Below are 15,665 nucleotides of genomic sequence, written 5' to 3' on the forward strand. Positions count from 1 at the left end.
TGCGGAGTAGGCGCGAAAGTTCAAGGGCGGCTCGGGTGCGGCAGTTCGTGCCTCGGTCGGCCGGGAAAAGGGATCGGGCTTAACCGCCGTTGGAGTCGGGAAATAGGATGGAAGCCTAATAAGGTGGATTTCCCGATTTCCAAATGCGGCCGCTCCGCTTTTCGCCTCGATCCCTTTTCCCTCTCCCCGCCGCACGCCCGCTTACGCAGAGCCGCCCTTCCCGAGCCTGCTCCTCCGGCGTTTTTGGGGGAGTGGGGAAAGGGCGAAGGGGATGCGGCCTTGTCTGGGCCTGTTCCGCTTGAGAGAGAACCGTACACGTCAGTACATGTCATAAGTGAAACAAACAGTTTATAAATGAAAAACAGCGTGCGGAATATTCGCCGCTGCGCATGCAGAAGGAAAGCCGGACTCCGGCTTTCCTTTTTGAAGATTTAAGGCGCTTTTACGCGCCGGAATATTGGATAGAATCTGTCCAACCTTAGCAAAAAACGTATTTTTGCCCTTATCCTTTTTTACGTGCCGAGGTGAGCCGCGATTGAAGTCCCTTGCTCCGGGAGTGCTTCTCTGAGTGCTTTTCGGAACGCCGCCCTCGCCTCGTTCGCGTATTTCCCCATCTTAGTTAGGAGGCTCCACCCATGACTACAGAACCCAACCGGAACCGCGCCGCAGCAGCGCCGGAAGCCGTCTATATCCATATTCCGTTTTGCACCAACAAATGCTTCTACTGCGATTTCAATTCGTATGTCCTCAAAGACCAGCCCGTGATGGATTATTTGCGCGCGCTTGACCGGGAAATGGAGCAGACCGTCGCGCTTACGCCTCCGGGCGTCATCAAGACCATCTTCGTCGGAGGCGGCACGCCTACCGTACTGAAGCCGGACGAAATGGCCTTTTTCCTGGCATCGGTCCGCAAGCATTTTCCGAACTGGTCCGATGATATCGAATTTTCGATGGAAGCCAATCCCGGCACGACCGATCTCGACAAGATGATAGTGATGAAAGACGGCGGCGTGAACCGCGTCAGCTTCGGCGTACAGGCGTTCCAGAACAGTCTGCTCGGCGAAATCGGACGGATTCACAACACGGACGACGTGTACCGCTCGCTGGAAAACGCCCACAAGAGCGGTCTGCACAACCTGTCGATCGACCTGATGTTCGGGCTGCCGAACCAGACGGTCGCGATGTTGGACGAGAGCATCACGCGCGCGCTTGAACTCGATCTGCCGCATTACTCGATCTACAGCCTCAAAGTCGAAGAGAACACGCTGTTCCATACCCTTTTCAACAAAAACAAACTGCCGCTTCCGAACGAAGACGACGAGCTGGCGATGTACAAGCTGCTCATGGACCGGATGAGGGGCGCGGGCTACAAGCAGTACGAGATCAGCAATTTCGCCAAACCCGGCAAAGAAAGCCTGCACAATATCACGTATTGGAAAAACGAAGATTATTACGGTTTCGGCGCGGGCGCGCACGGTTACGTCGGACGCAAGCGCCATATCAACATCAAAGGCGTCAATCCGTACAACGAAGCCGCGGGCAAAGGACTGCCGAGACTCGAAGAGTTCGAAGTGCCGCGCGAAGAAGCGATGGAAGACTTCATGATGGTCGGCCTGCGCATGCTGGACGGCATGGAGAGCGCGCGGTTCCGTGAGCAGTTCGGCGTACCGGTAGAAGAAATCTTCGCGGCTCCGCTCAAAAAGATGACGGATCTCGGACTCATCGAACGCCGGAGTGATCGGGAAGGCTACCGCCTGAGCGAAAAAGGCATTTTGTTCGGCAACGACGTGTTCGGCGAATTTATCGGGTATTTGACGGTAGGCGCGTAAACGTCCGAATGGAAGGATTCCGATTCCGGTGAAAAAGACAGCTATTATGCAAGAAAGCTTGAACCTGAAAAAGGGAGTCCGCCGTCTGCGCGGAAGCCTCCTTTGAAGAAAGCGCCGGGATTCTCCCGGCGTTTTTTTCATGGGACAGCCCTCAACTGCCGATAACAACAACGAAGAAGAAAGGCGGCGGGGCAGTCGTGCGAACGCTCTCATTGGCTGCCGCCTTGCTGTTAGAAATCTGCGTGATCGGGTAAGAACGGTCAAACGCTTTGATTTCCGTCAGTTAAAATTTTATGGGAGCATTCTTTTAAAAGTGTTGAAAAAGTATGCGTTATGATGTATATTTATCCAATCGAAAACTTATCCGACAGCTGGCGCTTTGGCGTCACGACTTGAACAGGGAGGTGAACGGCCGATGCCCGCCGTTACCGTTGTATGCAGACAAGCGAATGCAGGAGATATTGAACCGCTGCATTCCATGATAGAAGAATATGCGCGCAGGGGAATCATGCTCCCGCGCTCCAAGGAAGTGCTGCGGCGCCAGATCGACAATTTTGTCGTGGCGGAAGAAGACGGCAGGGTCATCGGCTGCGGTTCTCTCTGTTTGCTGGGTCCGGATCTCGTAGAGATTCGCTCGCTCGGCATCATGGAAGGCAACAAAGGCAAAGGGATCGGTTCCAAGCTGGTTACCCGCCTGATCGAACTTGCGATCCAGCAGCAGATTCCGAAGATTATCGCGCTCACTTACGAAGTCTCGTTTTTTGTGAAAAACGGCTTTACCGTCGTACCGATGGATGTGTTTCCGGAAAAAGTATGGACCGACTGTATCCATTGCGCCAAGCGCGATCGCTGCGATGAAATCGCGGTACTCAAAATCATCGGCTGATTTTGTCCGCGGGCGAATGCGAAAACGTGCCGGCAAAGGCCAAACCGAACTTGACAACGCCAAGTCCGGTTTGGTATTTTTGTATTAGAGTTTAGCACTCATTTGAATAGAGTGCTAACGGAAGAAGGTTCCGATGCGCTCTTATCGATCCGGACAGGAGGGGATCTCGTGTTAAGCGAACGTCAGAGCATGATCTTGAACGCCATCGTGGACGACTACATCCGTTCGGCCGAACCGGTCGGGTCCCGCAGCATCTCCAAGCGGGGCGATGTGGCGTTCAGTCCGGCGACGATCCGCAACGAAATGGCGGATTTGGAAGAACTGGGTTTTTTGGAACAGCCGCATACGTCGGCAGGACGTATTCCTTCCAATAGAGGATACCGTTATTACGTCGATCATCTGGCTCCGCTGAAGCCGTTGAAAGCCGAAGATTTAAAACTGTTCAAGCAGCTCGCAGCCGAGAAGCTGAGCGCGGTGGAAGAAGTGGTTCAGCATGCCGGGACGATTCTGGCTTCGATGACCAATTATACGTCGATCCTGCTCGGTCCGGAGATGTTCAATACTTCGCTGCGCCATTTTCAACTGCTTCCGCTCAACGAGACGACGGCTGTCGCGATTATCGTAACCAGTACAGGCGAGGTCGAGAACCGAACCGTATCGATTCCGCCGGGACTGTCCGTTTCCGATATGGAACAAACGGTGACTCTGCTTAACGCCAAGTTGGCCGGGGTTCCGATGCACAAGCTGAAAGCGCGGCTGTACTCAGAAATCGGCCAGGAAATCCAGCGTCACGCGGAACACTACGAAGAACTGATGAAGCTGCTCGACGATTCGTTTACGAGCGGCAAAGATCAGAAAGTGTTCTTGAGCGGAACGACCAATATGCTGATCCAGCCCGAATTCAGGGATATCGGCAAGCTGAAGACCGTGCTCGATCTGCTAGAGGAGACGCCGACGCTTACCCGTCTGCTGAACTCCGACCAGAAGGGAATTCAAGTCAAGATCGGCAGCGAGAATGTGCATCAGGCCTTCGTGAACTGCAGCCTGATCACGGCGACGTATTCGCTCGACGGCGAAGCGTTCGGCACGATCGGCATACTGGGTCCGACCCGGATGGAATATGCCAAAGTGATCGGAACGCTTGATCTGCTGTCGCGGGCGATGAGCCGTGCGCTTGGAGGCCGGTACGGAGCGTAACCCGGCAGGAAATTTGTTGGCAACCATCTAATTTTATTCGGTTTAACGGACAGGACCTGTACGGCTGGACCGTCAGGGCGTCCGTTGCGATCCACACAAGGAGGTGAATGCATCTTGAGTAAGGAACAGCCGTTATACCCGGAGAACGAAGTGGAAGTTAAGGAAGAACAGCAGGATGCAGAAACAGCCGGGAATCCGGCGGAAGACGCACAAGCGGAAGCCGGTGAAGTAATTTCGGTCGAAGAGCTTCAGGCGCGTGTTCAAGCTTTGTCGGCGCAGTCCGAGGAATATATGCAGCGTCTGGCCCGTTCGCAGGCCGACTTTGATAATTTCCGCAAGCGCACGATCCGTGAAAAAGAAGAATTGGGCAAATATGCTTCTTCGAAACTGATCTCCGAGCTTGTGCCGGTTATCGACAACTTCAGCCGCGCTCTGGACACGACGCCGGAAGGCGAGAACGCGGAATCGTTCGTAAAAGGCGTGAAGATGATCCACCGGCAGTTCGAAAACGTGCTTCAGGCGGAAGGCCTGACCGCGATGGAGACCGTCGGACAACCTTTTAATCCGGAATTCCATCAAGCCGTTATGACGGTGGAAAGCGATGAAGTCGAAGAAGGCATCGTCGTGGAAGAACTGCAAAAAGGCTATATGCTGAAAGATAAAGTGCTTCGTCCCGCCATGGTGAAAGTCAGCGGATAAGCCGTATTTTCAAAAAGGCGACCGTTTCGGAAGCCGTATGCAAAAAGCGGATGCGGAATGAAAAACGCGAAGTTTGAAAACGCGCGCCAAACCGTTATGATAGAGCGTAGGGTCCGAAACCGGGACACAGCGCACGAAACGAATCTTCATCAATCCAAAAATCAATCGACCTTTCCAAGGAGGATATTTACTGTGAGTAGAGTAATCGGTATTGACCTGGGTACGACCAACTCTTGCGTGGCTGTTATGGAAGGCGGCGAAGCCGTCGTTATCCCTAACCCGGAAGGCGCGCGTACGACCCCTTCGGTCGTAGGTTTCAAGAAAGACGGCGAACGGATCGTCGGCGAAACGGCCAAGCGCCAAGCCATCACCAACCCGGACCGCACGATCGCTTCGATCAAGCGCCACATGGGTACGAACCACAAAGAAACGATTGAAGGCAAAGACTACACGTCGCAGGAAATTTCGGCCATGATTCTGCAAAAGCTGAAATCCGACGCCGAAGCTTACCTGGGCCAAACGGTCACGCAGGCGGTCATCACGGTTCCGGCTTACTTCAACGACGCCCAGCGCCAAGCCACCAAAGATGCCGGCAAAATCGCGGGCCTCGAAGTACTGCGGATCGTCAACGAGCCTACGGCTGCGGCACTGGCTTACGGTCTCGAGAAGTCCGAAGATCAAACGATCCTCGTCTATGACCTCGGCGGCGGTACGTTCGACGTTTCGATTCTGGAACTCGGCGACGGTTTCTTCGAAGTCAAAGCGACAAGCGGCGACAACCACCTGGGCGGCGACGACTTCGACCAAGTGATCATCGATTATCTGGTAGCCGAGTTCAAAAAAGAACAGGGCGTAGACCTGAGCAAAGACAAAGCGGCCGTACAGCGTCTGAAAGACGCGGCGGAAAAAGCGAAAAAAGAACTGTCGGGCGTCATGACGACAACGATCTCGCTGCCGTTTATCACGATGGTTGACGGAGTTCCCCAGCATTTGGAGCTTAACCTGACCCGTGCCAAGTTCGAAGAAATTTCGGCGGATCTGGTTGAGCGTACGCTTGCTCCGACACGCCAAGCGCTGAAAGACTCCGGTCTGTCGTCGAACGAAATCGACAAGATCGTGCTCGTCGGCGGTTCCACGCGGATTCCGGCCGTACAGGAAGCGATCAAGAAACTGACCGGCAAAGACCCTCATAAAGGCGTTAACCCGGACGAAGTCGTCGCTCTCGGCGCAGCCGTTCAAGCGGGCGTCCTGACAGGCGAAGTCAAAGATGTGGTACTGCTGGACGTAACCCCTCTGTCCCTGGGTATCGAAACGGCAGGCGGCGTATTCACGAAAATGATCGACCGCAACACGACGATTCCGACCAGCAAATCGCAGGTTTACTCGACCTATGCGGACAACCAGCCGAGCGTGGAAATCCACGTCCTGCAGGGCGAACGCGAAATGGCTGCCGGCAACAAAACGCTGGGCCGCTTCACGCTGGGCGATATTCCGCTGGCTCCTCGCGGCGTACCGCAAATCGAAGTTACGTTCGATATCGACGCCAACGGCATCGTAAACGTGTCGGCAACCGACAAAGGCACAGGCAAAAGCCAGAAAATCACCATCACTTCCTCGAGCGGTCTGAGCGACGCCGAAGTCGAACAGATGATGAAAGACGCCGAGCTGCACGCGGAAGAAGACAAGAAGCGCAAAGAACTGGTCGAAACGAAAAACAACGCCGATCAGCTTGTATATCAAGTCGACAAAACGATCAAAGACCTCGGCGACAAAGTCGACGCTTCCGAGATCGAAAAAGCGAACGCGGCCAAAGAGAAAGTTCAAAAATCGCTGGAAGGCGACAATGTGGACGAAATCAAAGCCGCAACCGAAGAGCTGACCGAGATCGTTCAGCAGCTGTCCGTGAAGCTCTACGAACAAGCCAATGCCGAAGGCGCCCAAGCGGGCGGCGAAGCGGAAGGCGGAGCTTCTTCGCAAAGCCGCGACAATGTGGTCGACGCCGAGTATGAAGTCGTCGACGAAGACAAAAAAGACTAATCGGTATCCGTGCCGGTTTGAATTAATAAGAAACAAGCCCGCCCCCGCTTTTTGGCGGACGGGCCGGCTGGGGAGGTCAGGCCGGGTCATCCCGGATCGGACTTCCCTTTTCTTGGGTTTTGGGCAGAACGGAAGGCGAAGCCGCCTTTGGCAAGAGAAACGATTATGAGCATAAAGGAGTTGGAGTGCAGCGATGGCGGACAAGCGCGATTACTACGAGGTGCTCGGCATCGAAAAGGGCGCAAGCGAGCAGGATATCAAGTCGGCTTACCGCAAGCAGGCGCGCAAATATCATCCGGACGTCAACAAGGCGGATGATGCCGAAACGAAATTCAAAGAAGTCAAAGAAGCGTACGACGTCCTGAGCGACGGCCAGAAACGGGCCCGTTACGATCAGTACGGCCATGAAGATCCGAGCCAAGGCTTTGGGGGAGGCGGCGATTTCGGCGGCGGCGGATTCAGCGACATCTTCGATATGTTCTTCGGCGGCGGAGGCGGGGGAAGATCCCGCAACCCGAACGCGCCGCAGCGGGGCAACGATCTGCAGTACACGATGACGATGGAGTTCAAGGAAGCGGTGTTCGGCAAAGAGCTGGACATTACCATTCCGCGCACCGAGAGCTGCGATACGTGTCACGGAAGCGGCGCCAAACCGGGCACGCAGCCCGAAGTTTGTTCCGTCTGCCATGGCAGCGGACAAGAAGAAGTCGTGCAAAACACGCCTTTCGGCCGTATGGTTAACCGCAGAGCCTGTTCGAACTGCAGCGGCAGCGGCAAAATCATCAAAGAAAAGTGCACAACGTGCAGCGGCAGCGGGCATGTGAAAAAACAGCGCAAAGTGCATATCCGCGTTCCGGCAGGTGTGGACGACGGCGCTCAACTGCGCATGACCGGCGAAGGCGACGGAGGGCTGCGCGGCGGTCCTGCCGGCGACCTGTATATCGTCATTCGGGTGAAGCAGGATGAATTCTTCGACCGCGAAGGCGACGATATCTACTGCGAAGTGCCTTTGACCTTTACCCAGGCCGCTCTCGGCGACGAGATCGAAATTCCGACCCTGACCGAGAAGGTCAAACTGAAGATTCCGGCAGGCACCCAGACCGGTACGTATTTCCGCCTGAAAGGCAAAGGCGTTCCTCGTCTTCGCGGTACCGGCCAGGGCGATCAGCATGTGAAAGTCGTCATCGTCACTCCAAGCAAACTGACCGATGAGCAGAAAGAGCTGCTGCGTCAGTTCTCGGGACTCAGCGGCGAACAAACGCATGAGCACGAACAATCTTTTTTCGACAAGATGAAGCGTGCTTTCCGCGGCGACTGATCAAGCCCGAGTACCGGAGAGATTCAGGCTTTATGTATTCCAAGAAGCAGGCCGTTCTTAAAGAACGGCTTTTTTGTTTTCTCTCCTACTGCGTAATGGATATCGATCTTCAAACGTTCTACGGAAGGAAAAAACGATGAAGGAGAGTGGAAACGATGATTTTTGTTATTCTTTTGATTATTTCAGCAATCGGTTACGGGTTTATAAATTTTTTGATTAAATCTTTAAACCCCAATGCAGAAAGATATAATCGGGGTTGGGCCAGCTTTTTCTTCGCTGCCTTGGTATTTTTGCTTTTCGGTTTCTTTTATCTGGTCGGCGGCACTTTATAAGCCTTTTAGGTTTATTCGAGATTTGATCTGCGCTCTACAAATCGCTTAGCCAAATGCAGTCTCCAAAATCGGAGGCTGCATTTTTTGTGAAAACGATTTAAAACGACGAAGCTCTCCGCCCTGCGCTTTTGCCCCTGCAGCCGGCGAAGCCGCTGCCTCCTGCCCTTGCGGTCGGCGAAGCCGCCGCCTCCTGCCCTTGCGGTCGGCGAAGCCGCCGCCTCCTGCCCCTGCGGTCGGCGAAGCCGCTGCCTATTTGCTCTTGCAGCCGGCGAAGCCGCCGCCCGCCCTGCCCGCCCGAAGCTGCCGGAGGCAGGGAGCTTCGGCCTCCCTCCCCGGCGGACCGGCCCGAGGGGCCGCCTGCTTCCCCCGGATCGGAAGCGGGATTTTCGGGGCTGAGCGACTTTTGGCTTTCCCTTTACTCGCGGACTGCCCAGCAGGCCCGAGCAGGAAAACAACCCCGAGCGAAGAACCGAAAATCCCGATTTCCCCAAAAATCCCGCGCTCTTCTATGTAAATGTTGACACTATAAAAATTTGCGGTATAATAGTTCGTATACGAATTGTTCTTATGCCAAATGTTGCTATACAAACATTTCGCAAAGGAACGTTCAAGCAGGAAGGAAAGGACAGCGATACATTTGAACACCAACACCGAGATTGAACTGCATGAAATTGTCGACTCTTTCCGCGAAGTCAAACAGCTCTTTTTTCAACTGATGTCGGAGATGTCGTGTCGTTTCGGCGTGACGGGCATACAGCTGATGACGCTCAAAGCGCTGCGGGATCGACCGGAAATCGGCCTCGGCGAGTTGGCGGAGCATATGCGGCTGGTCAGCAGCACGGTCAGCGGCGTCATCGACCGGTTGGTCAAAGCCGAACTCGTCAGTCGGGAAAGGCCGAACCACAACAGGCGCTCGATCGTGCTGAAATTGTCGCCCAAAGGCCTGCAGGTGCTCGAAGACGCGGACGCAGCCTACCGCAAATATTTGTCGGGCCTGAACGATCTTGATCCCGAAGAAGTCCGGGCCATGCTCGGCGTGCACCGCAAGATTATCAAAAAACTAGAAGAAGTGAGAGATGAAAACCACCATGAGTAATCGAACTGCTGTACAAGATATTCAAACCCTGAAAAAAGGGCCGATTCTCGTCGCTCTGCTGATTGGCGCCTTCGTGGCGCTGCTGAACCAAACGCTGCTCAACGTGGCGCTGCCGACGATGGCGATCGATCTCGGCGTCGAAACGACCGTGATTCAATGGCTGAGTACGGGCTTCATGCTCGTCAACGGCGTGATGGTTCCCGTTACGGCTTATCTGATGGCCCGCTTTACGTCCCGCAACCTGTTTATTACCGCGATGAGTTTGTTTACCGCCGGTACGCTGCTCTGCGCATTCAGCGACTCGTTCGGACTGCTGCTTGCGGGCCGGATGGTTCAGGCAGCCGGCGCCGGCATTTTGATGCCGCTGATGACGTTTACCATTCTGACCATTTTCCCGATCGAGAAACGCGGTTCCGCCATGGGTCTTGTCGGCGTAGCCATGATTTTTGCTCCGGCAATCGGACCTACGCTGTCCGGTTGGATGGTCGAACATTACGACTGGCATTACCTGTTCTATCTGATTCTGCCGTTCGGCGTGATCTCGATCATCCTCGGCGTGCTGTTCATGCGCAATGTGACCGAAACGTCTCGGCCGAAGCTTGATATTCTTGCCGTGATCCTCTCGACAATCGGTTTCGGCGGCATTCTGTACGGATTCAGCCAAGCGGGTTCGCAGGGCTGGGAATCGGCGGAAGTGTTATGGACGCTTGCGATCGGCGCGGTATCGCTCATCTGGTTCGTTACCCGTCAGCTGAGAAGCGAGAAGCCGATCCTGGAAATGCGCGTATTCAAATACGACGTGTTTACGCTCACGACAATCATTAACGTCATCGCCACGATGGCGCTGTTCTCCGGCATGATCCTGCTTCCGCTGTATCTGCAGAACGTACGCGGCTTTACGCCGGTCGAATCCGGCCTGATGCTGCTGCCGGGTGCGATTCTGATGGGGATTATGTCTCCGATCACCGGTTATATTTTCGATAAGATCGGGGCACGCTGGCTTGCGGTCGCAGGTCTTGCGATCATGACCATCACAACGTACCAGTTCAGCCAGCTCAGTATCGATACCACGTACCGGCACCTGATCATCGTCTACACCGTCCGCATGTTCGGGATGTCGCTGATGATGATGCCGATCCAGACCGCCGGTCTGAATCAGCTTCCGGCACGATTGAACGGACACGGTACGGCGATGTCCAATACGCTGCGTACGATTGCCGGAGCGCTGGGTACGGCCCTGCTCGTATCGATCATGTCCAACAAAGCGGCCGAAGTCGGCAAGCAGCTGGTCGTCAGCATGGGAATCAACCCGCAGGACGCGGCGCAGATGAAAGCCGTAACGCTTGAAGCGACCGTGCAGGGGATCAACCATTCGTTCGTCGTCGCAACCTGGATGACGGCCGCCGCTTTCGTTTTGGCTTTCTTTATCAAACGGGTTATCGTGAAGCGCGAAGCGCCCGCTCATCAAGTACAGACAACCGCTTCGAAAAAAGTCAACGCCTGATCGATCGACATGAAGCGTCTCGATCATGCGAGTTAGCATCGTGATCCGACCACGTACAATGACAAAGACCCGTTCTCCGTAATCGGAGAACGGGTCTTTTGGGTTTGCTGCCGAACTTGAAGCCGTCTCTACAAATCTTCGCGGTATCTCGTTCCGTGATGTTCTTTTTCCGCCCGGATTGCGCCGCGCAGCAGATCTTTGACCTTTTCCGCGTCTTTTACATCTTCGAGCCGGATTTCGGGGGTGGTCGGGTCGCTCGAATAGATGAGGATCGTGCCGACGCCCATCATCCGGTCCATCGCCGTTTTTTCGAGAGCCACGTCTTTGATCCGGACCAGTTCGAGTTCTTCCGTCTTTTTGCCGATCAGTCCGGTGGTAATCAGCAGACGCTGGCTTGTCAGTTTGTAATGGACGTTGTTCATCAGCATGCCTGTCCGAATCTGGTCGCCCAAGTCGGAAGGACGTCCTTCCCACAAGGTTTGTTCCGTTTGTGCATCGGAGACTGCCGAGTGCGCAGGACGCTGCGCAAGATCTACGGCCGGCGTTTCTCCGCGCAGGGCATGTCCGCATTTTCCGCAGAATTTGGCATCGTCCGGGCATTCCGCTCCGCAATTTGTGCAGTAGGTCATGAATGGGCCTCTTTTCTCCAAAAAAGTTTAGGGTTTTGTGCTGCCTCTTCGTCTATAGTACAATGAAACGAATACAAAAGTTAACTATTGAGGAGCGATTGATGATGCTGTGGCACGAATTGACCATACATACGACCGAGGAAGCGGTGGAAGCAATCTCGAATTTCCTGCATGAAGCGGGAGCGGGCGGCGTTTCGATCGAAGAATCGGGCAGTTTGAATAAAAAACGCGAAAGTCCTTACGGCGAATGGTACGATCAGCCGCTGAACGATATTCCGGAAGGCCGCGCCGAGATCAAAGGCTACTTTTCCGAAGAGGTCGACATCGAGTCGGTTCTCGAAGAAGTGAAGAACCGTACGACGGAACTCGCGACGTTCGAGATCGATACCGGGAACCCGACGTTCTCAAGCCGCCTGGTGGATGAAGAAGAATGGGCGACCGCCTGGAAAGCCTATTACAAGCCGCTCAAAGTATCCGACAAACTGACGATCAAGCCGTTGTGGGAAGAATACGAAGCGGCGGAAGGCGAGCATGTGATCGAACTTGATCCGGGCATGGCGTTCGGCACGGGAACCCATCCGACGACCGCGCTGTGTCTGCGTGCGCTCGAAAGTATCGTCAAAGGCGGCGAAGACGTGATCGATGTCGGCACGGGTTCCGGCATTTTGTCGATCGGAGCGATCAAATTGGGGGCGAAACGGGTATTGGCGCTCGATCTCGATCCCGTCGCCGTCCGCAGCGCACAGGAGAACGTGGTGCTGAACGGGCTGGCGGACGAGATCACGGTCAAGGAAAGCGACCTGCTGTCGGTACTGACTCCCGGGGCGGACGGACAGTCGGGAGAAATCGGCGTAGAGCTTCCGGTACAGATCGTCGTCGCCAATATTCTGGCCGAAGTCATCCTGATGTTCACAAACGACGTCTATGCGGCGCTGCGTCCGGGCGGGCTGTATCTGGCCTCCGGCATCTACAAAGACAAAGAGCAGGCGGTACGCGACGGACTGACCGCTGCGGGCCTGACCATTCGCGATGTGCACCGCGAAGAGGAATGGCTGGCGTTTATCGCGGAGAAGGTGGTATAAATGGACTTTCTCGCTTTCTCGTTCGAGCAGCTTCCGTTCGTTCTCGCCGTTCTGCTGATCGCTTTTACGGTACACGAATTCGCGCACGCGTATGCGGCTTATAAATTCGGCGATCCGACCGCCAAGCTGTTGGGCCGCGTTACGCTCAATCCGGCCCGGCACGTCGACGTCCTCGGGATGCTGCTGATTCTGCTCGCCGGATTCGGCTGGGCGCGCCCCGTTCCGGTGACCCGGGAAAACTTCAGCCGCCCGCGCCTGATGGGCATCATCGTCTCGGCGGTCGGTCCGCTGAGCAACCTGGTCATCGCTTTTTTGGGAACGATCGCGTACTATCTCTGCCTCAAAAACGGCGTATTCATCGAAGCCAACTATTCGCGGGGAATCGAAGCGCTGGATATTTTCTTGTCGACGCTGATCCAGATGAATATCCTGCTTTTCCTGTTTAACTTGATTCCGCTGCCTCCGCTGGACGGCTACCGGATTCTGGAAGACATCGCTCCGCTTCCGCTGCGCAGAAAAATGCAGGCGATCGAGCCGTATTCCATTTTCATTTTCCTGCTGATCGTGTTCATTCCTCCGCTGAGAGAAAATACCATCGGGCGTTTGTACGAATGGATCGGCGATATTTTCAACGCTTTTCTCCGGTTTGCCCAGTTTGTCTTCGGCTGATCCGGATTGAAGCGCAGGCGAACCGGCTTTTGCGCGCAGCCAGTACCTTGACCGAATCAAATCTGAGGTTTGCGTTCATCGGAAACACGCACGGTTCAAGCGGGTTTTCGAGGGACGTAACCTAACATCGTTATCGGTCAAGGTACTCGTTTTCTAGGTGAGAAAACGTGCTGCGGCAAAGCCGGTTTTTCGTGACGTCCACTGGTCAGCGGCGGGCAAATTGTGTATGATGGAATTTGGTCAAAAACGGAAGAGAAGTGGATGAGACATGCAGAGATACTTTGTGGAAAAAGAGCAGTTTGAAAACGATAAAGTTCGCATCCTCGGCGACGACGCCCGGCATATCGGCAAAGTCATGCGCGGCAGGCCGGGAGACCCGATTATCGTCTGCGACGGAGCGGAACGACTGGCGCTGGCCGAACTGGAGTCGGTCGAGCAGGGCGAAGTGATCGCGGCCGTGATCGAAGAGATCGCGGAGAAAAGCGAAGCCCGTTTCCGCGTCACGATCGCCCAAAGCCTGCCCAAAGGGGACAAGCTCGAGACGGTCATCCAGAAATGTACGGAGATCGGCGCCGCGGCGTTCGTTCCGTTTCTGTCCGAGCGCACGGTCGTGCAGTACGACGCCAAGAAGGAAGAGAAACGTCTGCAGCGCTGGAGCAAGATTGCCAAGGAAGCGGCGGAGCAAAGCCATCGCAGCCGTATCCCGGATGTGCTCCAGCCGCTGACCTACAAGCAGCTGCTGAAGACGTTCGCCGATTATGACCGGGTACTGTTTTGTTATGAAAAAGAAGACGGGCAGCAGCTTCGGGACATTATTCGCCCCTTTGCGCAAGAACGTCCGGAAGGCGGAGCGAACCTGCTCGTCGTCGTCGGTCCGGAAGGCGGATTTTCCGAGCGCGAGGCGGACGAAGCTTCCGCGGCGGGCGCCAAGATCACCGGTCTGGGCAAACGCATCCTGAGAGCGGAGACGGCGGGCATGACCGCGCTGTCCTGCATTTTGTACGAGTCCGGAGAAATGGGAGGAATTTAACGATGCCATCGGTTGCTTTTTATACGCTGGGCTGCAAAGTCAATTTCTATGATACGGAGGCTATCTGGCAGCTGTTCAAAAAAGAAGGATACGAGCAGGTGGAGTTCGATCAGACGGCGGACATCTATCTCATCAATACCTGCACGGTGACCAATACGGGGGACAAGAAAAGCCGCCAGATCATCCGGCGTGCGGTCCGCCGCAATCCGGAGGCCATCGTTGCGGTGACGGGCTGCTATGCCCAGACGTCCGCAGCCGAAATTCTGGAGATTCCGGGAGTGGATCTGGTGATCGGCACGCAGGACCGGGAGAAGATTCTGCCGCTGGTCGACGAGATCAAAGCCAAGCGCGAGCCGATCAATGCCGTACGAAATATTATGAAGACCCGGACGTTCGAAGAACTCGACGTACCGAGCTTCAACGGACACACGCGCGCATTTCTCAAAATCCAGGAAGGCTGCAACAACTTCTGCACGTTCTGCATCATTCCGTGGTCGCGCGGACTGTCGCGCAGCCGCGAACCGCAGAGCGTGTTGAGCCAGGCGCGCCAACTGGTAGCCGCCGGCTACAAAGAGATCGTGCTGACGGGTATCCATACCGGAGGATACGGCGACGATATGGAGAACTACCGGCTGTCCGACCTTATGGAAGAACTGGACAAAGTGGAAGGCCTGGAGCGGATCCGGATCAGTTCCATCGAAGCGAGCCAGATCGACGACAAGATGCTGGACGTGCTGAAGCGTTCGACGAAAATGTGCCGCCATTTCCATATTCCGCTGCAGGCCGGCGACGATTCCGTACTCAAAAGAATGCGCCGCAAATACACCGTTGCCGAATTCGCCGGGAAAATCTCGCGGATCCGCGAAGCGATGCCGGATGTGGCGATTACGACCGACGTGATTGTCGGCTTCCCGGGCGAGACCGACGAGATGTACCGAAACGGCTACGAGTTTATGCGGGAAATCGGATTTTCCGAGATGCACGTCTTTCCTTATTCCCAGCGTACCGGCACGCCGGCCGCGCGGATGGAAGACCAGGTGGACGACGAGATCAAAAACACCCGCGTGCATGAACTGATCGAGCTGTCGGAACGGATGCAGCTGGAATATGCGCAAAAGTTCGTCGGCGAAGTCGTGGATGTCATCCCGGAAAAAAATGAAAAAGGACTATATCCGCAGGGCTTCGTCGGCGGCCACAGCGACAATTACCTGACCGTCCTGTTCGAAGGCTCTCAGGAACTGCAGGGCAAGCTGTGCCGGGTCAAGATTACCGAAGCGGGCGCCAACGAGTGCCGGGGACAGCTGCTGCGCGTGCTGGATGAAGCGCACGCGTCATCGGTATCCTAGAGGCATCCGGC

The 15,665-nt window shown here is 55.3% G+C and carries 14 protein-coding genes; 13 read left to right on the forward strand and 1 reads right to left on the reverse strand.

Annotation, left to right across the window (positions count from 1 at the left end):
• Nucleotides 1-635: 635 nt before the first annotated feature.
• The 9 genes from hemW to HOP44_RS00790 all read left to right on the forward strand — a co-directional run bounded on the left by hemW (nucleotide 636) and on the right by HOP44_RS00790 (nucleotide 10,898).
• Nucleotides 636-1,829, forward strand: coding sequence for a radical SAM family heme chaperone HemW (hemW, locus tag HOP44_RS00750; RefSeq protein ID WP_172249690.1), 1,194 nt, complete (start codon nucleotides 636-638; stop codon nucleotides 1,827-1,829).
• 415 nt (nucleotides 1,830-2,244) lie between these two features.
• On the forward strand, nucleotides 2,245-2,715 hold the full coding sequence (locus tag HOP44_RS00755) for an N-acetyltransferase (protein ID WP_172249692.1): 471 nt from the start codon (nucleotides 2,245-2,247) through the stop codon (nucleotides 2,713-2,715).
• A 168-nt stretch (nucleotides 2,716-2,883) separates the two neighbouring features.
• Nucleotides 2,884-3,912 carry a heat-inducible transcriptional repressor HrcA gene (gene hrcA / locus HOP44_RS00760; RefSeq protein ID WP_172249694.1) on the forward strand — a complete coding sequence of 343 codons (1,029 nt, stop codon included), beginning with the start codon at nucleotides 2,884-2,886 and terminating at the stop codon, nucleotides 3,910-3,912.
• Nucleotides 3,913-4,026: 114 nt separating this feature from the next.
• Nucleotides 4,027-4,611: a nucleotide exchange factor GrpE gene (gene grpE / locus HOP44_RS00765; RefSeq protein WP_172249696.1), complete on the forward strand. Its 585-nt coding sequence runs from the start codon at nucleotides 4,027-4,029 to the stop codon at nucleotides 4,609-4,611.
• Between the two features lie 192 nt (nucleotides 4,612-4,803).
• Nucleotides 4,804-6,648 (forward strand): molecular chaperone DnaK, encoded by a 1,845-nt coding sequence (dnaK, locus tag HOP44_RS00770; RefSeq protein WP_172249698.1) that lies wholly within the window; start codon nucleotides 4,804-4,806, stop codon nucleotides 6,646-6,648.
• A gap of 193 nt (nucleotides 6,649-6,841) precedes the next feature.
• A complete protein-coding gene (dnaJ, locus tag HOP44_RS00775) occupies nucleotides 6,842-7,966 on the forward strand; it encodes a molecular chaperone DnaJ (RefSeq protein WP_172249700.1) in 1,125 nt (374 codons plus the stop codon).
• Between the two features lie 155 nt (nucleotides 7,967-8,121).
• Nucleotides 8,122-8,298 carry a hypothetical protein gene (locus tag HOP44_RS00780; protein WP_172249702.1) on the forward strand — a complete coding sequence of 59 codons (177 nt, stop codon included), beginning with the start codon at nucleotides 8,122-8,124 and terminating at the stop codon, nucleotides 8,296-8,298.
• A 637-nt stretch (nucleotides 8,299-8,935) separates the two neighbouring features.
• Complete coding sequence (locus HOP44_RS00785) at nucleotides 8,936-9,394, forward strand: MarR family winged helix-turn-helix transcriptional regulator (RefSeq protein ID WP_172249704.1); 459 nt, start codon at nucleotides 8,936-8,938, stop codon at nucleotides 9,392-9,394.
• Nucleotides 9,387-10,898 (forward strand): DHA2 family efflux MFS transporter permease subunit, encoded by a 1,512-nt coding sequence (locus tag HOP44_RS00790; RefSeq protein WP_246369540.1) that lies wholly within the window; start codon nucleotides 9,387-9,389, stop codon nucleotides 10,896-10,898. Before HOP44_RS00785 ends, HOP44_RS00790 begins: the two co-directional genes overlap by 8 nt.
• Before the next feature lie 128 nt (nucleotides 10,899-11,026).
• Here the strand turns inward: HOP44_RS00790 and HOP44_RS00795 are convergent, their stop codons facing one another.
• The gene (locus HOP44_RS00795; protein ID WP_172251477.1) at nucleotides 11,027-11,527 is read right to left on the reverse strand and encodes a PH domain-containing protein; all 501 of its coding nucleotides are present in this window, start codon (nucleotides 11,525-11,527) and stop codon (nucleotides 11,027-11,029) included.
• Between the two features lie 104 nt (nucleotides 11,528-11,631).
• On the opposite strand from HOP44_RS00795, the gene prmA reads away from it, so the two are divergent.
• From prmA to mtaB, 4 genes are all read left to right on the forward strand, one after another.
• A complete protein-coding gene (prmA, locus tag HOP44_RS00800) occupies nucleotides 11,632-12,609 on the forward strand; it encodes a 50S ribosomal protein L11 methyltransferase (protein WP_172251479.1) in 978 nt (325 codons plus the stop codon).
• Nucleotides 12,610-13,278, forward strand: a complete 669-nt coding sequence (locus HOP44_RS00805) for a site-2 protease family protein (protein ID WP_172249708.1) — start codon at nucleotides 12,610-12,612, stop codon at nucleotides 13,276-13,278.
• A gap of 268 nt (nucleotides 13,279-13,546) precedes the next feature.
• Nucleotides 13,547-14,308 (forward strand): 16S rRNA (uracil(1498)-N(3))-methyltransferase, encoded by a 762-nt coding sequence (locus tag HOP44_RS00810; protein ID WP_172249710.1) that lies wholly within the window; start codon nucleotides 13,547-13,549, stop codon nucleotides 14,306-14,308.
• A 2-nt stretch (nucleotides 14,309-14,310) separates the two neighbouring features.
• Nucleotides 14,311-15,654, forward strand: coding sequence for a tRNA (N(6)-L-threonylcarbamoyladenosine(37)-C(2))-methylthiotransferase MtaB (mtaB, locus tag HOP44_RS00815; RefSeq protein WP_172249712.1), 1,344 nt, complete (start codon nucleotides 14,311-14,313; stop codon nucleotides 15,652-15,654).
• Nucleotides 15,655-15,665 lie beyond the last annotated feature (11 nt).

The sequence above is a fragment of the Saccharibacillus deserti genome, from assembly GCF_013618475.1.
GTDB classification, from domain to species: Bacteria; Bacillota; Bacilli; order Paenibacillales; family Paenibacillaceae; genus Saccharibacillus; species Saccharibacillus deserti.